Origin of the sequence: Pectobacterium nicotianae (assembly GCF_023272715.1) — a bacterium.
In the GTDB taxonomy this organism is placed as follows: Bacteria; Pseudomonadota; Gammaproteobacteria; order Enterobacterales; family Enterobacteriaceae; genus Pectobacterium; species Pectobacterium brasiliense.
Genome location: NZ_CP096821.1, coordinates 2,226,506 through 2,248,111, shown reverse-complemented (window position 1 = coordinate 2,248,111; position 21,606 = coordinate 2,226,506). Strand labels below are relative to the sequence as shown.

Here is a 21,606-nt window from a genome sequence, read left to right as displayed (position 1 = left end):
TTATGCGGTGTGTCGCGCTTTCGTCTGGATATCAATACTGATTGCCACGCGGTCGTCCACCACCCCGGTAAAGCGATCCATATTAAAGGCCGAGCGAGAAATCGCCGTGGTGGCATGGAGAGACAACGCCTCTTCGCCAGATACGTTTCCGCCATGTTCTTCAAGCGTGGCGTCCAGAATAACGGGGCGTTGAATATTTTTTACCGACAGTGAACCAAAAACCCGAAAATGGCCATGACCTAGCGCCACCACCCTGCTGCTGGTGAACGTGATATCAGGATAGTGTTCGGCATCAAAAAACAGGCTGCTTTTTAACTGGTAAGTCAGCAGGCCATTGGAAGCCTGCAACGTCGTGATAGGGATTTTCACATCAATACGGTCGTTTATTTCCTTTTCAGCATCCAGTGTGATGTTTCCCGTCACGCCGTCGAGAGAAGCCTGTGAAAGGTGACCGAATGCTTGCCATGAAAGCGCAATGGCGGTTTTATCCGTGGCAATGGTGTAGTTGAGAGGCATAGCGTGCAACAGTGGGCTGATGAGCAGCCCGGCGGCCAAAACGGGAACGATGCGCGTCATAACAGGGTTCTCCTAAAAGTAGACAACGTGTAAACGCACCAACGAACGAATTTATTCGGCCAATTTTCATTATTTTTATCAATGCTGAGAAAACATCGAGCGTTGAGGGTGGGCAGGCTTTGCGTTAAAGCGCCGCCACAAAGACATGGCGCGGTATTTCACGCCATGTCTTCTTTTCTTGCATCTTGCGCGGCCGTTAAGTTAATGCGCTTAACGTGAGGGGGACAAGCATAAACATCAGGGGCACACTGCGTGATTTTTTTCCTGAGTGATTAACAGGCTTTCAATATTTTTTGCTGACAGTGAGCGATAAAAAAACCACCCCTGAATTAAGCAATCTGCGTCAATTTCTCTGGCAATCGTTAATTGTTCAGCATCTTCAACGCCTTCAAAAACAATGTCTTTTCCCATATCTTTAATGAGCGAGCAGATTGCATGCAATATCTTTTCTTTATTCTTGTTGTCCAGATTTTTCATTAACGAACCGTCAAGTTTAACTTCATCAAATCTGAAACCGGTAAGCCATGCTAAGTTCGAATTCGCCACGCCAAAATCATCAATCGCCAGTTTGATATTCATTTTTGCCACACGCTCGGCAAAAAGCTGAATTTCCTTTTGCGATAGCTGGCAGCGCTCTGATATTTCCAACTTTATCTGAGCTGGCTCAACACCATAGAAATCACACACCTTAATCAATCGGTCCATGAAAGCCCGATCGCTAATCTCATGATCGGTGATATTTATAGATAGCGTCAGCTTCCTGTTTTTATTGAGAACAGCGGCCATCTCTCTCACTGAGTGTTGTATTACAAAATCAGATATTTTTGAGTAAAAGCCGATTTTTTCTGAAATCTTTATAAAGACGTCGGGAGAAACAGAGCCATGTATGCTATCACGCCATCTGACTAGCGCCTCAATACCGGCTATTTTCCCATCGATAGCGCTCACCATCGGTTGATATTCAAGAAAAACATCCCCTCTCTTGATGGATTTCTTCAAACGGGATTTCAGCGATTGTCTTTTATCGACAATATTTAAACAGAAGAAAGTCAGGAACCCACCCAGCATCAATGCAACCACCGTGACAAAAGACAGGAGACCCGGTGTGAACGACAACAGCCCGCTGCGTGCATTTTGAGCCATCACGCAAAACTGCCATTGGGGACTACAAAGGCTGGTGTTGGCGGTAAATAGTTTACTCAGTAACGGATTACCCGAAGCAATATATTCCTTCGAATTCGATTCAAAATACTTTTGCGATTTATCCGCTGATGTCATAAAGAAATATCCATCAGTGACCGAATTCAATATACCTTCATAGGTTCCCCGCGCGACAAACACCGCAGCATGATCTTGATAGAGACCGATATTGTTATACAGCGTATTACTATTGTTTTTCACTTCAATCAATGCTGGTTTATTATTTCCCGGTTCATTTATCACAGTAATATGCAGAGGAGGATTCACTCCCCCCCAAAAGGCACTGCAATAAATACGATTTTCTTTTAAAGAAGCAACATCTTCAATATTGAGATGACGCCACCTTATCATTCTTAATTTTTCAATGTAGCTTGGCGAGCAAATATCATCATCAATAGCGTTAATATCACCCAACGCAGACAGCGCCTGTTCCGCTAACATTTCAGCCTGAAAGCGTAACTTTTCAGAGCGCAATGTTAATTTGCTTTCCTGATGATTAACCAATAATTCATTTAATGAAAATAAAAAAGAAAATGAGATAACAACCATCATGAAAATGGCTGTTGTTATCTTTTTAAATCCTGAAAAACGCATCGCGATCCAATGTCAGTTAATGCTTAAAAGCGCATTTAAATCCAGGCCAGCGATAGTAACCAGATGAAATTTTCGTGTCCAGTTCTTTCAAAAACATACAGTTAAAATTAGCACGTTTTTATAATTCACTTCGGTTAATAAATCAGCTCCGTTTTATTAAGCAATATCGATTTAAAAACTATGTGAGTAACCATTTGATTACATAAAGAAATAACCAATCAGTCACACATTAATGCATTTCATATACATTATTAGCGATAATTATTGCCCCGCCGCAGTCCACCGGCCTGCACGTGCCTGAAAGCACGTGCAACGAGATGGCTGGTCTTATTTCGTCTCTTTTTTCTTCACTCGCACCTTACGCTGGTACGCTTTATTGCTGGCAACATACCTCAGGTAGGCCGCACGCGTCAGGCCGCCAGTACGCTGGGCAAACGCATCGTAGGTCGTATCCGGTGGAAAACCAAACTCGGCCAGTGCCTGTTCCCACGCGTCACGATGTTCCGGGTTGTGCAGCGTTTTATCGTAGCCAGGGAAGCCTTTATCCGCGAAGCATTCGGCTGATACGCCACTATAGGCTCCATTGTTCATATAGCTACGCCCGGCTTTAAAAGCGGTATCCTGACTGGCTTTATTGATCGAACAAGGCCCCCACGACAGACGATAGTCGCTTTTCTGTGCGCTGATGCTTGGGCCATAGCCAACGGGGAACAGAATGTCCTCTTCCGACAACGTTTTCGATCCCACATACTCATAGTTACCGCGCAGAAACGAGTTATCCATAACAATCCAGCACTTTTCAGACAAGGACGATGCCACAATCTCCGACAGCGGGAGATTACGCTCGGTTGTGCGAAGAAGATAAGGTCGAACAAACAGCGGCATCGTCATCACATCATTCCAGACGCTGTGTTCCGCAAACAGCCCGTCCTTTTGCATCTGACGCAGGTTACCAATCACCAAAACATACCCATCGGTATGCAAGTCTATTTCGACCCGAAAGATATCGCCCGGAACCGTTTTATGCTGCTGATTTTTCATACTCATCAGCCGTTCCAGCTTGTGCGCATAATCAGACGGTAACCGTTCACGATAAGCGTACAGCCAGTCGACAATCTCTGCTTTGCTGGTCAAATGGCGGCATTCCGGCAACGGTAGTCCGATTGAGTTGCGGTAATTGCTGGCATTGATGTAACCGTAGCTTCCCGAATTCAGCGTTCTGACGCCCGCAGAAAACACAATGCCATCGGCCATCACGCTGGAAACGCTGGTGTACGTCAGCTTCTTTTCTTTACCGCGCGCGGTTCTCGGCAGAATAACGTCACGTCCGCGTGTGTGAATAATGACGTCTTCTTCCTGATAATTTAACTCGGTGGCGGTAATGCGCTTACGGATCGTGTCGCCGTCGAAGCAGATAAAATAGCCGTCACGTACGGTTAAAATATCCCATTCAGACGAGAGCGGTTCCAGCCCGAAATAAGGGCGTAAGGCTTCCTGCATCCAGCTATTTATCTGGTCAATCGGTTTCATCTTCAGCGCGGTTCCCTGTGGAATAATCGGTCATTATGTCGTGGCTGATCTCGGTAAACGCCGAGAGTCAGGTGCGATATCGCCTAAAAAAAGCACGCCCCGCAGCGTATCTAACTTGGGCAAATAAACAAACACTTAACACCCATTTACGCTTCATTTCTCGTTTATCGCCTATCATCAGGCTATGCTATCAACAGTGAGTTGGGGATAACGTAGATACCATGCATAAGATTGTTTTTATAGAAGATGATACCGAGGTGGGAAAATTAATCGCCGCTTACCTCGGCAAGCATGACATTGATGTTCAGGTTGAAGCACGGGGCGATCAGGCATTGGCCTTTATTGAACAGCAGCAGCCCGACCTTGTGCTGTTGGACATCATGCTGCCCGGCAAAGACGGCATGACCATCTGTCGAGAGTTGCGACCACAGTACAGCGGCCCGATTGTGCTGCTGACCTCGCTGGACAGCGACATGAATCATATTCTGGCGCTGGAAATGGGTGCCGATGATTACATTCTGAAAACCACACCACCCGCCGTGTTGCTCGCCCGTCTGCGCCTGCATTTGCGGCAATACGCTGCGGCACCACAGGCCGTGACGGAAAACGCTGCGCCCGCCGCGTTACAGGTGCACAAATCACTGCACTTCGGCCTGCTCTGCATCGATCCGGTCAATCGGGAAGTGACATTAGGGCAAGAACACATTGTATTATCCACCGCAGATTTCGATCTGCTCTGGCAGTTGGCGACTCATGCTGGTCACATTATGGATCGGGATGCGCTGCTGAAAAATCTGCGCGGCGTGACCTATGACGGCATGGATCGCAGCATTGACGTCGCGATTTCCCGCCTGCGTAAGAAACTGTACGACAACCCGCTGGAGCCGTTCCGTATCAAAACGGTGCGCAACAAAGGCTATCTGTTTGCCCCCAATACCTGGGAGAGCGTCACGCTATGAGAAAGCTGTTCGTCCAGTTTTTTCTATTGCTATTCGCCTGCTTTGTCGTCATGACACTTCTGGTCGGGCTGGTCTATAAAGTCACGGCCGAACGCGCCGGACGTCAGTCCATGGATGACCTGATGAAAAGCTCGCTGTATCTCATTCGTAATGAACTGCGCGCGATTCCGCCCCGCGAGTGGCATAAAACCATCAGCCAGCTCGATTTAAACCTGTCATTCAAACTGCACATCGAACCGGTGAGCAAATATGCGCTGAGCCCCAAGAATCGGCAGCGTCTGAATCAGGGAGAAATTATCGCGCTGGATGATGAATACACGTTTATCCAACGCATTCCCCGCAGCCACTATGTTCTTGCCGTCGGCCCTATCCCTTATTTGTTCTTCCTGCATGAAATGCGATTGCTGGATTTACTGCTGGTGATGCTCATAGGGCTGTCGCTGGCGCTGCCGGTTTTCCTATGGATGCGGCCACACTGGCAGGCCATGCTAAAACTGGAGAATGCCGCACAGCGCCTCGGGGATGGTCATCTGGAGGAGCGCATTCACTTCGATAGCACCTCAAGCCTGTACCGGCTTGGCGTCGCCTTCAACCGCATGGCGGATAACCTGAACCAGCTCATCAACAGCAAAAAGCAGCTGATTGACAATATTGCGCACGAACTGCGTACGCCGCTGGTCAGGCTGCGCTATCGGCTGGCGATGAGCGACAATCTGACAGAAGACGAGCAGCAGGCGTTAAACCGAGATATTGGTCAACTCGAAGCGCTGATTGACGAGCTGCTGACGTATGCCAGACTCGACCGCCCGCAAGTGACGCTGCATCTTGCAGATATTGATATTCCTTCGTGGCTACAGGCAAAAGTTGATGATTTTCGCCTGATCCATCCTGACAAACACATCTCGTTGGACATGCCCCATTCGGCACAGATTGGGGCGCTCGATTTACGCCTGATGGAGCGAGTGCTGAATAACCTGATCGGCAATGGATTACGCTTCTGCCACAGCCGATTGCATATCAGCCTGACATCCGACGCCGAGCATATCGCGTGTCTGCAAGTCGAAGATGACGGCCCCGGTATTCCGCCCGACAGCCGGGAAAGCGTGTTTGAACCGTTTGTCCGTCTGGAAGCGGGTATCGAGAACAGCAGCGGCGGATGTGGGCTGGGGCTGGCGATTGTTCATGCTATCGCCCGGGCTTACGACGGCAGCATTACCGTGGATGACAGCCCGCTCGGCGGAGCCCGTTTCCGTTTTTGCTGGCCAGTAAAAACCGCAACAACGCAGGCCGCCATCGCCATTCAGCACTAGCACCGAGACGGCGGTAACCCCGCCGTTTCCCTCTGTCTTTCCCACTTTTTCTGGCTTGTACATTAGGTTACACGCCGAAACCAATCACTCACTGAAGCCGCCCTCTGTTTCTCCTATTCTCTCTCTACCAGCCCAACTGAGGGCTACGAAACGTGAATGAGACAACGAGGAAATGATGATGAATAAAGTATTAGTTATGATCGCAGGTGCGGCACTGGGTCTGTCCTCTGTAGCGTTTGCCGCGGATACCGTAACCAGCGCACCAGCTCAGCCTACGGCGACCACTTCCGCTCCGGCTAAAGCCGCTCACCATAAAAAACAGGTGAAGAAAGCTCAACCAGCCCCTGCTCAGAAAGCGCAGGCCGCTAAAAAACATGTGAAGAAAGCCAAGCCAGCCCCAGCTCAGAAAGCGCAGGCCGCTAAAAAACACGTGAAGAAAGCCAAGCCAGCCCCAGCTCAGAAAGCACAGGCTGCTAAAAAGCACGTGAAGAAAGCTAAACCGGCTCCTGCTCAGAAAGCACAGGCTGCCAAAAAACACGTGAAGAAAGCTAAACCCGCCCCTGCTCAGAAAGCACAGGCCGCTAAAAAACACGTGAAGAAAGCTAAACATGCAAAACCAGCGACCACTACGCCAGCAGCGTAATCGGTAAGCACCACGCCTTCCCCACGGGGAAGGCGTCACTTTCGGTTAGCCCTATTTGAAACCTATCTCTAAGGGCTTGCCGTAGAACAATCATCAAACACCCGGTTTACCGGGTGTTTATTTCATGGGGGGACGGGAAAATGATGCGGCGTTACTCATTTGAAATTATGTTATCCCTCGTTCTGCTCTGTGGCCTTATTACCCTGAGTTTTTTTCTCTAGTCGCAGGGGCTGCATCACGCAGTGATTAATCGCACCGCTATTAATCATAAGGTTATTGAACGTCAAAAACAGTAAACGTCAAAAATGTAGACAGCGAGCCAAATAAAGATGGTGGAGTCGTAAAGTTTTATCACTCAGCGCCGTTTATATCATTACACTCCGGGCAATACCGAGAACCGTATAATGAAAAGAACCCTGCAAATATCTGCCCTATTGCTGAGCACGCTGGCTGCAACATCGTATACCTTCGCCTCTTCCTCTTCATCGTCCGGTATCATCCGCTTTTCGGGTGCCATCGTCGAACCGGTCTGTGATGTTACAACGCGCTCAAATAATGTGAGCGTCAGCTGTGAACGACAAGGGGAAGTACAAACGCTACACGTGAAAAACAGCTCACAGCGCACTGTTTTACCGCAAGGTATTGGTTCTGTGAGTTCGAAAACGTTAAGTTCAGATGCACGTATCGTGATCGTCAGCTACGAATAAAACGGGCGTCATTCACAGTACTGCTGATAAGAAAATGCGACGCCACTTTAGATCGTGGCGTCGCGTTTTGAGCATTGGGGTAAGATGAAATAAGCGCAGTGACGTCATGCGATGCCTTTTACACTCGATAACATTTTAATTCCCAGCCCCTCACTAACAAATACATCTATAGTTAATTCAACGCGCTATATTTAGCGCTTCAAAATGACTTTCTCATAAGGTTTATTTACTGCATGCGCATATCAGCCTGGTTGTTATGTTCATTATCATTTATCGCCCCGCTTAGTTGGGCAGAATCCTCACCGGCGGACACCGCCGCGCAGAAGCAGCAGCAAATCTTATTTTTCAACCATGACGATCGGGATATCGTTCCCGACACGGCGGTCTGGCCGTGGCAAGCGATTGGACAGTTGGAAACCGCCAGCGGCAACCTCTGTACCGCGACATTGATTTCCCCGCATCTGGCGCTGACGGCTGGGCATTGCGTGGTTACGCCACCGAAGGGTGAGATAGATAAACCCGTCGCGCTGCGCTTTCTGGCGACAGAAAATGGCTGGCGGTATGAAACAACGGAAATTGAAGCGCTGGCGAATAAAACGCTCGCTAAAAAACTGAAAGCCGACGGCGAGGGGTGGATCGTTCCCCCTTCAGCAGCACCGCTGGATTATGCCCTGATCCGGCTAAAGCAAACACCACCGGGCATTCGCCCGCTCCCACTCTGGCAAGGCAGCCGCCAGGAATTGATGCAGGCCTTGAAGGACAACGGTCAGCGCGTCACGCAAGCGGGTTACCCAGAGGATCATCAGGAAACGCTTTACCGCCATCAAAACTGTTTGATCACCGGCTGGGTTCACACTGCCGTTATGGCGCACCAGTGCGACACGCTGCCTGGCGATAGCGGCTCCCCGCTGATGCTGAATTCAGCAGCAGGCTGGGTGCTCATGGGCATCCAAAGTTCCGCACCCGATGCCAGTGAACGTGATAGAGCCGATAATCGCGCCGTTTCCGTTACCGCCATTCGTCAGCAGTTAGAAGCGTTAGCAAAACTAAGTTCACCAAAAACGAGTCCACCAAAAGAAAGCTCACCAAAACAATACTAACGCCCTGCAGAGCCAACACCGTCAGGCGGAAATCGTTATTCTGGATGCCGTCTGACGCCGCCGTTTCCTGCCAATTTCATGGTATAAAAAAATATCTGTTCTATTCTTATCAGAGAGATAGGTTAATCATCCATATGGTCAACCCACATGGGTATAACAATTATCAGGATGCTATTTTTATCTTCTGGAAACGGCCATTTTTTATAATTAGATTACCCTTTTATTTGCAGAGCATTTTCTCAGCCAGACCGTTTATCTCTACGTGTAACTTACGGGAAAATATCACAAATCCATACCGCACACTGAAAACTGAAAACATGATTTAAGACAAAAAATCGTCTAAACCTTAACGGAAAGATAAAGGCGATATAATAAGTTACCTCAATTTTTAGCCTCTATGTTATTGTGTCGCCGTTAAATTAAATTGATGTTGTCGCGATTATTATTGCGAAAAGGAAGAGTCTACATGTTAAAACATTTGAGTCATGACGAAAAAAAACGCATGCAGACTCTCGACGAATTACAAAAAACCGATATATCTCAAGACGATATTCTTCGCAAACTCACGAAACTGGCTTGCCAACTCCTTGAAACCCCAACGGCTCTCGTGACGCTAACCGGTTCCAAATCTCTGCATGTTAAAGCGAGAACCCATTTTCCTCTGGATGATATGGATAAAATCGGTTCATTCGACCATTTTACCGTACAAACGGGTCAATCCTTTATCTGCCCTGATGCAACTCAGGACGACCGTTTTAAAGACAGCCCTTACGTCACCAGCGAACCTTTTATCCGTTTTTACGCTGGTGTACCGCTGAAAACCAAAGACGGCTATTCCATCGGTACGTTCAGCGTCATCGATTATATTCCACGCACCTTCAGCAAGTTCCAATTGCGCCTCCTGCATGACTTAGCAACCATTGCGATGGTGTTAATGGAATACCGCAACGCGATTGGGCTGATTGATGCCGTCACGCTATTACCTAATCGCCAGCGCCTGATTGACGACATTAGCCACATTACCGACATTCACGAGCCCTACCTGCTTATTCTGATTGATACCATCGACATTTCTTACGCCTATGAAATGGGATGTGCGCTGGGTATGCCGACCGTAGAAGGCCTGCTGAAAGATATCGGGGTCTTTTTACGTCTTAGCTTAAATTCATCAGACAATCTGTACTCTGCCGCCGTAGGCCGTTTCGCCCTGCTGGTGAAGGCCGAGAGGAAAGAGCAGGTTCTGGCGGAGCTAGACGCCTGCGCTGAGCGGATTCATGAAAGTATCGCCAGCCATATTCCGCTCAAGTTGGAGCTTTTTGTTGGCTACACCGAATTCCAGATTCCGGCCAAAGACCCGCAGCAAATCTTGCGTGAATCAATGAGCGCACTACGCGCTGCCATCACCAAGAATGTCCGCCAGTTTGCTTATGACCCTGAGGCCGATCGGGCGCAGCAAATCGCCTTTACCTTGCTCAATGAACTGGCTGATGTGCTACAGAACAATAAGCCGGGTCTCTATTTAGTTTATCAGCCGAAGTTAAATATCAAGACCAACACCGTGATTGGTGCCGAAGCGCTGATTCGCTGGCGACACCCCGAGTTAGGTGAAATTTATCCCGATCAATTTATTCCACTCGCGGAAGGCACAACGCTGATGCGCCCGTTAACGGACTGGGTCACCCGAGAAGCGGCATGTCAGGTGAAGCAGTGGCGTCAGGAGGGGCTAACATTCCCCGTGTCGATTAACGTTTCTGCCCGAAACTTTTCCGAGAATGATTTTATTCCACGCCTCATCACCATTCTCGATAATCACGGCCTCACACCTCGAGACATTGACATCGAGTGTGTCGAGACGCAGAAAATCATCGAAAGCACGGAAACGCTCGCCACTATCCAAACGCTGCAACAGCTCGGATTTACTATCGCGCTTGATGATTTCGGTACGGGATATAGCAACTTAAGCTATCTGCGCAATATTCCCTCTACGGTGATAAAGCTGGATAAATCGCTGATTAAAGATATAAAAACTGACCGCAAAAGCCGCGTCATTGTGCAATCCATTATCAGCATGCTGCACAAACTGAATTACATTGTGCTGGCGGAAGGCGTAGAAAATAAGGAAACGCTCGAATACCTAGCTCATTTTGGATGTGATGAAGTACAGGGTTACTATTTCTCCCGGCCTATCCCTCCTGATGCGTTCACCACCTGGTTAACGACGCGTTCGTCACAAACGTCTGCATAACATCCCCCGTCAGGCGGGCTATTCAACCAACGGTACGGAGAACGCCCATGACTCTTCTTACTCAACAGGATGCGCTCGCTATCAGACAGGCCATCGCGCTGCTGGAAGCCCCCTCTTTTACCATACAGGCGGCGAATCTGGTTGGAAAACCGATTGAATGGAGCCTGTCGAAGCTACCCGCTCTGGTGAAAAATAAAATACAGGATGTAGTTCATTCCGCGCTCTACAAAGCGGTAGACGCCGCACTCTATACGCTAGACGATGCGCCCGATCGCGTGGCATCACCAAAGACACACAAGCTGGTCGTTGCCGCTTCCGGTGCAGTCAGCGGTTTTTTTGGCGCGGCGGGTCTGCTGGTCGAACTGCCTATCAGCACCACCATCATGATGCGTTCCGTGGCAGATATTGCCCGCAGCGAAGGTTTCTCCCTCACTGATTTTTCTGTCAAAGCCGCCTGTGTGGAGGTTTTCGCGCTCGGCGGGACACAAGAAAGCGACGACGCTGCCGATTCTGCCTATTACACGTCACGTGCCGTTCTGGCCGATATCACCCGACATGCCAGCCGCGAATTAATCGGCATTGCCGGCAAGAAAAGCGCCGGGAAAGCGTCTGCCAGAATGAGCACCTCACAGGCAGGGAAAACGTTGGCAAAATTGATTGATGCGGTCGCGACCAGACTGGGCGTCACCATGACGGAAAAAATGGCCGCACAGATTGTTCCGGTGATTGGTGCCGCCAGCGGTGCGGCCATTAATACGCTGTTTATTCACCACTACCAAAACATGGCGAAAGGTCATTTCATCATAAAACGTCTGGAACAGCAGTATGGTGAAGAAGCCATCAGGTCGGCTTACCTTGAGATCAAAAAGCAGCCCTTGCCGACCTGATGTGATACCGAGAGCATTATCCTTCGACCTGCTCCATCGCCTGCAATACGCGCTTATCCGAGATCGGGAACGGCGTTCCTAGCTGCTGGGCAAAGTAGCTGACGCGCAGCTCTTCAAGCATCCAGCGCACCGCTTTCACATCGTCGTCGTCACGTCGCTCCGCAGGCAGCTTATTCCACCACTGCTGCCACGCCTGTTGAACGTGCTCCACTTTCAGCATCTGCGCCCGGTCGCGGTGAACATCCTGCGCCAGTTTCTCCAGACGGCGCTCTATCGCTTGCAGATAACGCAGCACGTCCGGCAGACGCTGCCAGCCGTTTTCGGTCACAAAGCCACGGAACACCAGCCCGTTCATCTGGCTCTTGATATCGCTTAACGCCAGCGCCATCGCCATATCTACACGCCCTTTCAGACGCTTGTTAATGGTGAAGACTGCCGTCAGGATTTGCTCAACCTGCTTGGCGATATCAACCACCGTATCATTCAGCTCTGCACGCACTTTTTCATGCAATTGCTGGAAGGCATCTTCCTGCCAGACCGGACCACCGGATGATTCAATCAGCTTATCCACCGCACAGGCGATACAGTCATCGATAAGATCCAATACTTTGCCGTATGGATTGAAATAAAGACCGAGTTTCGCTTTGTTCGGCAGCTTTTCATGCAGATATTTAATTGGCGACGGAATGTTCAGCAATAACAGACGGCGCAGCCCCTGTCGCATCACCTGCTGTTGCTGGTGCGGCGTGTCGAACAGGCGAATCGCCACGCTATCCTTTTCATCCACCAACGCCGGATAGGCTTTAACCGAGTAGCCGCCACGCTTCTGTTCATAGCAATCCGGCAGCGAACCGAAGCTCCAGACGTGCAGACCGCGCTGCTCCAGCCCGTCATCCACTACGGATGACAGCGTTTGCTGCACTTTATCCTTGAGCTGATCTTTCAGCGCATTCAGGTCTTTGCCTTCCCGCTGCGTCCGCTTCTTCTCATCAATAACGCGGAACGTGATTTTCAGATGATCGGGTACCTGATCCCACTGCCACGCCTCGCGTGGCACCGTGACGCCCGTCATCAGCCGCAGTTCACGTTCCAGCGCATCCAATAGCCCTTTCTCTAATGGCGTGGTACGAGCCAGAAACGCTTCGGCATAGTTCGGTGCGGGTACGAAGTTACGACGTAACGGCTTAGGCAATGACTTAATCAGCGCGATCGTCAGTTCGCGGCGCACGCCGGGAATTTGCCACTCAAAGCCCTCTTCACGCACCTGATTGAGAATAGGCAGCGGAATATGAACCGTAACACCATCGGCGTCCGCGCCCGGTTCAAACTGATAAGACAAGCGTAATTTCAGGCTGCCCTGATGCCAGAAGTTCGGATAATCCAGCGCGCTTACCTTCTCCGCGCCGTCTTTAATCAACATGCTCTTTTCAAAATTAAGCAGGTCGGCATTATCCCGGCTAGCGGCTTTCCACCATGTGTCAAAATGGCGCGACGACACCACATCGTGCGGCAACCGCTGGTCATAGAAAGCAAACAGCGTTTCGTCATCCACCAGAATGTCGCGGCGGCGCGATTTATGTTCGAGATCTTCCACTTCCGCCAGCAATTTGAGGTTGGCGCGGAAAAAGGCGTGGTGCGTTTGCCAGTCTCCTTCCACCAGCGCGTGGCGGATGAACATTTCACGCGCCAGCGTCGGATCGATTTGGCTGTAGTTCACCTTGCGCGCCGCGACAATCGGCAGCCCGAAGAGCGTCACCTTCTCCTGCGCCATCACCGTGCCCTGCGCTTTCTCCCAATGAGGATCGCTGTAGCTCCGCTTAATCAGATGCTGGGCCAGCGGCTCGATCCACTCGGGTTCAATACGCGCGGCAATGCGTCCCCACAGGCGGCTGGTTTCCACCAGCTCAGCCACCATCGTCCACTTAGGCGGCTTTTTGAATAACCCGGAGCCTGGGAAAATCGCAAACCGTGCGTTACGTGCGCCGCTGAACTCCTGCTTCTCAATATCTTTCTGCCCGATATGCGACAACAGGCCGGTGAGCAGCGCGCAGTGAATACTCAGGTAATCGGCCGGTTCGCTATTGACCGGCAGCCCCAGTTCTTTCACAACCTGACGCAGCTGCGTGTAGATATCCTGCCATTCGCGCACGCGCAGGTAGTTAAGGAAATCGGTGCGGCACTGGCGGCGGAACTGGCTGGAAGACAGCGCTTTTTGCTGGTCACGCAGGTAATCCCACAGATTGACGAAAGCCAGAAAATCGGAGTCTTTATCAGCGAAACGGCGGTGTTTCTCATCCGATGCCTGTTTCTTATCCATCGGCCTTTCGCGCGGATCCTGAATCGACAGCGCAGCGGTGATGATCATCACTTCACGCACACAGCCAGTTTTACGCGCTTCCAGCACCATTCGCGCCAAACGCGGATCGATCGGTAACTGTGCCAGCTGTTGCCCCTGCGGCGTCAGGCGGTAATGCCCGTTCTCCGCCAGATTAATCGCGCCTAATTCCTCCAGCAGCCGCACGCCATCCTGAATGTTGCGTTTATCCGGCGCTTCAACAAACGGGAACGCGGCGATATCGCCTAGCCCCAGCGACGTCATTTGCAGAATAACGGAAGCCAGATTGGTGCGAAGAATTTCAGGGTCGGTAAATTCAGGCCGTGACAGGAAATCCTGTTCGGAATAGAGACGAATACACACCCCAGCGGCGACACGGCCACAGCGTCCTTTACGCTGATTCGCCGACGCCTGAGAGACAGGTTCAATCGGCAGGCGCTGTACCTTGGTACGGAAGCTATAGCGGCTGATGCGCGCGGTGCCCGGATCGATCACATAGCGAATCCCCGGCACGGTGAGCGAGGTTTCCGCCACGTTGGTTGCCAGCACGATGCGGCGACCGTGATGTGACTGAAAGACGCGGTTCTGTTCCTGATTCGACAGGCGGGCGTACAGCGGGAGGATTTCAGTATGCGGCAAGTCCAGACGGGTCAGCGCCTCTGCAGTATCGCGAATTTCACGTTCGCCGCTCATGAAGACCAGAATATCCCCCGGCCCTTCGCGCGTCAGTTCATCGACCGCATCAAAAATCGCCTGTAGCTGATCGCGATCGCTGTCATCAGCGTCTTCCACCACGGGACGATAGCGCACGTCCACCGGATAGGTCCGGCCGGACACTTCAATGATCGGTGCGTTATTAAAGTGGCGGGAGAAGCGCTGTGGATCGATGGTTGCCGACGTAATAATCACTTTTAAATCAGGGCGCTTTGGCAACAGCTGGCGCAAATAGCCCATGATGAAATCGATATTCAGACTGCGCTCGTGCGCTTCATCGATGATTAGCGTGTCATACTGCATCAACAGGCGGTCCTGCTGAATTTCCGCCAGCAGAATACCGTCGGTCATCAGTTTGACCAGCGTATTGTCACTCACCTGATCGTTAAACCGGACTTTATACCCTACGCTGCCACCCAGCGGCGTTTCCAGCTCGGCAGCAATGCGGTCAGCAACGGTTCTGGCTGCCAGACGACGCGGCTGCGTGTGGCCGATCAAACCGTGCACGCCGCGCCCTAGTTCGAGACAAATTTTCGGCAACTGTGTGGTCTTACCCGATCCCGTCTCACCCGCGACGATAATCACCTGATGATGACGCAGCGCCTCCAGTATCTCGTCTTTTTTCTGGCTAACAGGGAGCTGTTCAGGGTAGTGAATCGCCGGACAGCTTGCCCGCCGGTTCTCGACTTTCTGGCGTGCGGCAACGATTTCCCCCTCAATTTCCTGAGCGATCGCCGCCTGAGCCTGCGGGCTGCTGACCTTCGCCGCGCCCTGCAAACGGCGGCGCAGACGTTGCCGATCGCGAAGCATTAGCTCACTTAACTGCGTAGATAATGCACTGAGAGGTGATTTCACGTTGCTCTTCCTTAATTATTTCTCTAATTCTTTTCTCTGCCGGGGCGATGCTCGCCGCCGAATCTGGCTCGATGGAACCTAATCTACTTGCAAGGCACGAAATTTTTAAGCCGTGGATAGTAGCACATTGTCATAAACGGCTCTAATCGCCACAGCCTGGTCTTAGTCAAACATTGTCTTATTCAATAAAATCGAATAAAGACCTCGAATATTTGCACTTTTCTCTTTCCAGATCACCGCATAAGATGTGACGCATCAAGGGGCGTTATGTTGTCGCCCACTTCTAAATCACTAAAGGAATTGGCAATGAGCAAAGTATTGGTTCTGAAATCAAGCATTCTGGCAGGTTATTCTCAGTCAAACCAACTGGCCGACCACTTCACCACCGAGTGGCAGTCTGCACATCCGAACGACAGCATCACCGTACGTGACCTGGCTGCTCAACCGATTCCCGTTCTTGATGGCGAATTAGTCGGCGCACTGCGTCCTTCCGATGCTGCACTGACCCCACGTCAGCAGGAAGCTCTGAAACTGTCCGACGAACTGATCGCGGAATTGCAGGCGCATGACATTATCGTCATCGCCGCACCAATGTATAACTTCAACATTCCTACTCAGTTGAAGAACTACTTCGACCTGGTTGCCCGTGCTGGCGTGACGTTCCGCTACACCGAGCAAGGACCAGAAGGTCTGGTGAAAGGTAAACGCGCTATCGTATTAACCAGCCGTGGCGGCATCCATAAAGGTACACCAACCGACCTGCTGGAACCGTACCTGCGCGTCTTCCTGGGCTTCCTTGGTCTGACCGATCTTGAATTCGTATTCGCAGAAGGTTACGGCTACGGCCCGGATGTGGCGCAGAAAGCCACCGAAGCGGCGAAAACCCAGCTGTCTCAGTTGGTCACCGCATAAATAATCATCATTACTGACCTTGCCATTGGTTTACTTGGCTTGACTATTGCGCGCCTTCCGGCGCGCTTTTCTTTATCTCATCGCCAGCCGCATTGTCCGACCTTTCCAGCAGTTGCGTCGCTTCTTTATCCGCTTTGATGTGAATCTCATGTTCGATCTTCACGTTCATATTGATGGTGATCGGCTCTTTGGGCGCAGCCACTTCGATACGCGGCACGCACCCCGTCAGGAAAGCGACCGTGCAACATACCGCCAGCAATGTCTCGCACTTGTTCATTGTTCTACCTTGAATTTATTCATTGGCCTGCTGCTCCAGCGTATCCCGCAAGTTATCGCCAAAACGCAAGCTGCGCCATAGCTGAAAGATATTCTCCTGATGGCGATAGTTAAGAATCACCTGGCGTTTCGCGCTGAGCTGCGGGTTTTTCCCCTGCACCTGCGACGTTAATGTCAATTCGCCCTGATTATTCAGGTCAAGCGTGGCATAGGAACGCCCAATCTCCAGATAGCGCAGCCAGCCAATCGCCGCCCCGCCTGCCAGATTTTTACTCGCTAGCTCATCAGCCAGTTGGTTATCCAGCCGCAGCGTCAGGAATCCATCATTGGTAATACGTCCACCTTCAATCAGCGTGGTCGGGTGATTAAAATTCAGCGGAAGCGTGCCGCTCACGCGCCCAGACAGGGCAAATTGCTTTTGCTTCAGCACCGTCATGAGCTCGCTGAGATCCACACTCTTCACGGTGAACAGCGCGGGTTCCCGCTGTGGCCAACGCAGCGTGGACAGGCCAATATGCCCATCTAATACATCCATATCAGCCTGAGACATAACCAGCGGGCGTCGTTCACTGTACGGGTAAAACCCCTGGAGATCGACGCGGATATTGCTCATCCGAAACAGGTTATCCAGCACGTCAATTCGCAGCGCAACAGGCTGCTTGACGCCCAGTTGCCAACGCTGATCTTTCAGGCGGTAAGGCAGGACAAAGTTGACGCCGCTAACTTCACCATCCTGTAGCCACAGTCCGCCATTTTTCACGACCCAATGTCCGCCCGCGCTGAATCCTTCTTTACGTGCGGCCGAGAATGCCGCCTGTGCGTAAAACTGTCCGGCGCGGATGTTCATTTTTAACAGCGGAGAAAGCAGAGGCTGAAACACCTTAAGCGGCTGTGTCGGCCACCACGCGCCCCCGCGCAGTCGCTCCCCATCCCAGCGGCCGCGCAGCCTGACCGGCCCGATATCCTCAGCCTGTAGCTGCCCCTGTAGCTGGAAATCATCCGGGCTACGCCCCTGCATCGCCAGCGTTAGCAACGAAGGCGGCAAGTAGCCCCCGTTGCTGAAGTGCGCCCGTTCGGAAGCCAGTTGCAGCGCACCTTGAAAATGTTCACCTGAACGGGCGCGCTGCCACCGGATCGGCTCAGTGATCGTCAGGCGAGGCTGATGCACCGTCACAATCCCATAGCCCAACTGATCCAAACCGCTCGACAGTTGGGTGACTTCAATCAGGGTATCCTGCCACTGGCCTCGGCCGGCCACGTCCCACTCACCTTTCAGCGGCGGTAGCTGGCCATTGCCCCAATAACGCCATTGCCACTGCCCTTGATCCGGCCAGAAATCCTGTGCCTGACCGTCAAGGTGCAGGCTGAAACGTCCCCAGTATGCTTCCCGCGCCTTCACAATTGCCTGTAGTCGCCCATTCACGCCCGTCGCACTGATTCGGACGCCCGCCAGCGGCCAGCGTGCTTCTTCAAGATAAATTTGCGGCGCAGGCGTTCCCCAGGCCCGCAGCAGCGCCCCGGGTAAAAGAGAGAGTTCGGGATTGAGAATAGAGCCCTGCAACATCCCCGGCAGCGTCGCCGTCAGGGAAAGTGCGGGTAAATTTGCCTGTCCGGTAAGCTGAAAGCGCAATTCGCTGTTGAGCAGGCCAATATTGCCCGGCCCCAGCACCAACACGGCGTTCGCCTTGCCATTATGCCCTTGCGTCAGCATGTTCAACCGCGCGTTAATCGTGGTGGCATCCAGCCCTTGTCTCCAGTGCTGTAATGTTATGGCAACCTGCCCGGAGAGCGGCTGATCGGCATAAGGCCAGCGCCAGACGCCGTTTGTCACCTGAATGACCTCATCCGTCAACTGCCACGGCAGCGATATCAGCGGCGTCTCATCATTCGCCGCATTCAGTACCAGCTCACCCGCTTGATGATGCCAGTCCAGCAGGAGCGAAAGCGGATCCGGCGTTTGCCCTGAATCCAGTTTTCCGGTGAGCCGCCCCTGCACCGGTGCAGCATCCAGCGTATCGGCCAGTTCCATCTCACCACTGACTTGCAGGCGCACGAACCCCGCTGGCGTGGCGAGCATGCTCTCATGCAGGGTCAGACGTTTCTCGTTCAGTTCTGCCTTAAACGCCAGTTGATCGCCCTGATAATCCAGCGTCTGTTGCCGTTTGCCGTCGCTGCTGAGTCGCACCTGTCCGGCGTAATCCTGCCAGGGCTGTAGCGTAAACGTCTTCACCTGAATATCGGCAGCAGGCAATCGCTGCTGCCATTGCGCCAACTGCGCCGCTGGCTCGGTGCTGCTGCTTGTTGGCACATGCTGTAGGCAGTCGCTGTTTAACGTCACGGCATCAATATCGACATGCCATCGCCAGCTATGCCAACGCAGCGTCATATTCCGTACGTCAACGAGCGTGCACTCCCCGGCCATAAGACTGAACCCCGCGCTATGCAGCCCACCGCCCTGCCAGCCAGGCGTCCCATTCACGGTCAAAGACATCTCCGTCGGGAGCCAGATGTTGGCAAGGCGCGGTAGCCACTGCGGCAATGCTCGCCAGGAAAGAAACAGCAATATGACGAACAGAAAAGCGATTGAAAGTGCACGTTTTTTAATCATTAGCGTGAGTTAATCATCCTGTTCAATAGCGGTAAAAATTCGTCCTGTATGACTCTGCCGATTATTCATTCACAAATCGCTCTTTTTGTTAACAAACAGCACTATCCAACTCACATTTACTACTATTGTGCATACGTACTCATTACCCTTTCGTGGTAAAATGTTTAATTGAGGTTATATTTTGTAATGAATCACGTTATCTCATCATGAACAAAGCGTTTACGGGTGGATATCAGGATTATCTTCTTCTGCCCAACCGCCTTAAAAAAAGCAATGAGCGACCTGAACCATTACCGCTATCCGCTGATTTATTGTCGTGGGTATGCCTCATGTTAAATCAGTATTCGGACACAGCATATCAAGGACTGCTTTATGCGTAATAACACCCCTGTAACCGACCGCCAACTCCCTCTTTCTGAAAAAACCAGACTCATGTCGGTCACCACGCCAGAAAGCTATATTACCTACGCAAACAAAGATTTTATTGATGTCAGCGGCTATACCACTGATGAGCTGATGGGGCAGCCCCATAATCTTATCCGACACCCGGATATGCCACCAGCCGCCTTCGCAGATATGTGGAAAACGCTGCGCGCGGGCAATATCTGGACGGGGATTGTGAAGAATCGGTGTAAAAATGGCGACCATTACTGGGTAAAATCCAGCACCACGCCGCTGAGAAAAGGCGGTGAAATTGCCGGTTATATGTCCGTGCGGACCGCCGCCTCGCCCGAAGAGATTCATCAGGCTGAGGCACTCTATGCCAGTGCCAACGAAGGTAAACTGAAATATCGCACCTTCCATCATGGCCTGCTTATTTATACCGGGCCATTACGCATCTTGAGTCTTTTTAAGACCATGCCGTTACGCTGGCGCATCCGCAGCTATTTTCTGCTATTTAGCCTGATTCCGCTCATCGCCGCCTATTCCCTGTTGGCGGGAACCGCATTGGCTTCCGTACTCTTCCCGCTGCTTATCGCCTGCTGTTTTGTCAGTGGCGAGCTTCTGGTGCATCATGTTGCCCGTCCTATCGAGCAAATTCTGGCTCAGGCTATGCGTTCCGCCGCCGGACAGGCGGACAACCTGACGCAGCTTAATCGCGTGGATGAAATTGGCATGTTAATGCGCGCGGTAAACCAGTCCGGTATGAATTTCCGCACCTTCGTAGACGATGTGAACACCAATCTGAGCGAGCTGAAAAACGCCTGTAATGAAATCGCGCAAGGCAACCATACCTTGGCACAGTGCTGCGAGGAAACGGAAGAAAGCCTGCAACAAACCGCCGCCTCCGTGGAACAGCTCACTGCAACAATAAAAAGTAATGCGGAAGCCTCGCTTCAGGCCTCACTCTATACGCAGGATGTGAATCAGGCGGTGAACTCTGGTGAGCAGGCTGTCAGCCAGGTCTCCGATACGATGGAGACGATCACCCGTTCCAGCGAACGGATTACGGATATCGTCAGCGTGATGGATAATCTCGCGTTCCAGACCAATATTCTGGCTGTGAACGCTGCTGTTGAAGCTGCCCATGCCGGAGAACAGGGTAAGAGCTTTGCGGTGGTCGCCAGTGAAGTGCGTTCGTTGGCGCAGCGCAGCGCCTCCTCTTCCAGCGATATTTCGACCATTATTGATGAAACGCTAAATAGTATTCGTACCGGTGAACAGCAGGTTTCACACACGCATAAATCCATGAGCAATATTCTGCTGCAGGTTCAGCACGTCACCAATTTGATGAATGAGATCAGCCTCGCAACGCAGGAACAATCTCAGGGGCTAGATCAAATTAATGAAGCGGTAAACCGCATCGATGAGCTCACGCATCAGAATACCGCGTTAGCCAGTCAGTCGCATTCGGCCACCGATCACCTGCAACAGCAGATATCAAGCATGGTGCAGGCAGCCTCTGTCTTCAGCCTTTCCCGCTAGCTAATCTCATCTTCACGGGCGCCCCTATCAGGGCGTCCGTCGCCCTGTTTCCTCATCATTTTCCCCTTTCTTCAACATCCATTGGCCACAGTGCAAATTCGCAGAGTCATAATATACTTAACAAATGAATGCTTTTGATCATCAGCAGGCGCTTACTGCGAGTCAGGTTAGGCAACTCATTTTCTAAAGAAAACATAACGGTTTCCTAAAGAAAAAATAACGGACGAAA

Annotated in this window: 16 protein-coding genes; 10 read left to right on the top strand and 6 right to left on the bottom strand. The window is 51.4% G+C overall.

Features of this window, described 5'->3' with window-relative positions:
* The 3 genes from MYB54_RS10160 to MYB54_RS10150 form a co-directional block, all read right to left on the bottom strand.
* Positions 1 to 576: a YceI family protein gene (locus MYB54_RS10160; RefSeq protein WP_205592922.1), complete on the bottom strand. Its 576-nt coding sequence runs from the start codon at positions 574 to 576 to the stop codon at positions 1 to 3.
* Positions 577 to 813: 237 nt separating this feature from the next.
* Positions 814 to 2,370: an EAL domain-containing protein gene (locus MYB54_RS10155; RefSeq protein WP_248721876.1), complete on the bottom strand. Its 1,557-nt coding sequence runs from the start codon at positions 2,368 to 2,370 to the stop codon at positions 814 to 816.
* 327 nt (positions 2,371 to 2,697) lie between these two features.
* Positions 2,698 to 3,900, bottom strand: a complete 1,203-nt coding sequence (locus tag MYB54_RS10150) for an immunity 26/phosphotriesterase HocA family protein (protein ID WP_248721875.1) — start codon at positions 3,898 to 3,900, stop codon at positions 2,698 to 2,700.
* Positions 3,901 to 4,121: 221 nt separating this feature from the next.
* Here MYB54_RS10150 and rstA point away from each other — a divergent pair, with 221 nt between their 5' ends.
* The 8 genes from rstA (at position 4,122) to MYB54_RS10115 (ending at position 11,751) form a co-directional block, all read left to right on the top strand.
* Complete coding sequence (gene rstA, locus MYB54_RS10145) at positions 4,122 to 4,859, top strand: two-component system response regulator RstA (RefSeq protein WP_010276861.1); 738 nt, start codon at positions 4,122 to 4,124, stop codon at positions 4,857 to 4,859.
* Positions 4,856 to 6,169, top strand: a complete 1,314-nt coding sequence (rstB, locus tag MYB54_RS10140) for a two-component system sensor histidine kinase RstB (RefSeq protein ID WP_248721874.1) — start codon at positions 4,856 to 4,858, stop codon at positions 6,167 to 6,169. Before rstA ends, rstB begins: the two co-directional genes overlap by 4 nt.
* 178 nt (positions 6,170 to 6,347) lie before the next feature.
* Entirely contained in the window at positions 6,348 to 6,812 is a 465-nt protein-coding gene (gene asr / locus MYB54_RS10135; protein WP_014915613.1) for an acid resistance repetitive basic protein Asr, read from the top strand.
* Positions 6,813 to 6,952: 140 nt separating this feature from the next.
* Positions 6,953 to 7,033, top strand: coding sequence for a small membrane protein YdgU (gene ydgU, locus MYB54_RS22135; RefSeq protein WP_488472513.1), 81 nt, complete (start codon positions 6,953 to 6,955; stop codon positions 7,031 to 7,033).
* A gap of 183 nt (positions 7,034 to 7,216) precedes the next feature.
* Positions 7,217 to 7,519 carry a YmdA family protein gene (locus MYB54_RS10130; protein ID WP_014915614.1) on the top strand — a complete coding sequence of 101 codons (303 nt, stop codon included), beginning with the start codon at positions 7,217 to 7,219 and terminating at the stop codon, positions 7,517 to 7,519.
* 233 nt (positions 7,520 to 7,752) lie between these two features.
* The gene (locus MYB54_RS10125) at positions 7,753 to 8,619 is read left to right on the top strand and encodes a trypsin-like serine peptidase (protein WP_039501246.1); all 867 of its coding nucleotides are present in this window, start codon (positions 7,753 to 7,755) and stop codon (positions 8,617 to 8,619) included.
* A 466-nt stretch (positions 8,620 to 9,085) separates the two neighbouring features.
* A complete protein-coding gene (locus tag MYB54_RS10120) occupies positions 9,086 to 10,864 on the top strand; it encodes a sensor domain-containing phosphodiesterase (RefSeq protein WP_205533718.1) in 1,779 nt (592 codons plus the stop codon).
* Positions 10,865 to 10,911: 47 nt separating this feature from the next.
* On the top strand, positions 10,912 to 11,751 hold the full coding sequence (locus MYB54_RS10115; protein ID WP_180789099.1) for an EcsC family protein: 840 nt from the start codon (positions 10,912 to 10,914) through the stop codon (positions 11,749 to 11,751).
* 16 nt (positions 11,752 to 11,767) lie between these two features.
* Here MYB54_RS10115 and hrpA read toward each other — a convergent pair whose 3' ends face one another.
* A complete protein-coding gene (gene hrpA / locus MYB54_RS10110; protein ID WP_248721873.1) occupies positions 11,768 to 15,655 on the bottom strand; it encodes an ATP-dependent RNA helicase HrpA in 3,888 nt (1,295 codons plus the stop codon).
* Positions 15,656 to 15,961: 306 nt separating this feature from the next.
* Here hrpA and MYB54_RS10105 point away from each other — a divergent pair, with 306 nt between their 5' ends.
* The gene (locus tag MYB54_RS10105) at positions 15,962 to 16,567 is read left to right on the top strand and encodes an FMN-dependent NADH-azoreductase (RefSeq protein WP_010276841.1); all 606 of its coding nucleotides are present in this window, start codon (positions 15,962 to 15,964) and stop codon (positions 16,565 to 16,567) included.
* Between the two features lie 43 nt (positions 16,568 to 16,610).
* Here MYB54_RS10105 and MYB54_RS10100 read toward each other — a convergent pair whose 3' ends face one another.
* Together MYB54_RS10100 and MYB54_RS10095 are read right to left on the bottom strand one after the other, a co-directional pair.
* On the bottom strand, positions 16,611 to 16,844 hold the full coding sequence (locus MYB54_RS10100) for a YnbE family lipoprotein (protein WP_039288898.1): 234 nt from the start codon (positions 16,842 to 16,844) through the stop codon (positions 16,611 to 16,613).
* Positions 16,845 to 16,859: 15 nt separating this feature from the next.
* Positions 16,860 to 19,451: a YdbH family protein gene (locus MYB54_RS10095; RefSeq protein ID WP_248721872.1), complete on the bottom strand. Its 2,592-nt coding sequence runs from the start codon at positions 19,449 to 19,451 to the stop codon at positions 16,860 to 16,862.
* Between the two features lie 372 nt (positions 19,452 to 19,823).
* Between MYB54_RS10095 and MYB54_RS10090 the strand changes: the two genes are divergently transcribed.
* The gene (locus MYB54_RS10090; RefSeq protein ID WP_039557247.1) at positions 19,824 to 21,377 is read left to right on the top strand and encodes a methyl-accepting chemotaxis protein; all 1,554 of its coding nucleotides are present in this window, start codon (positions 19,824 to 19,826) and stop codon (positions 21,375 to 21,377) included.
* The last annotated feature ends 229 nt before the right edge of the window (positions 21,378 to 21,606 follow it).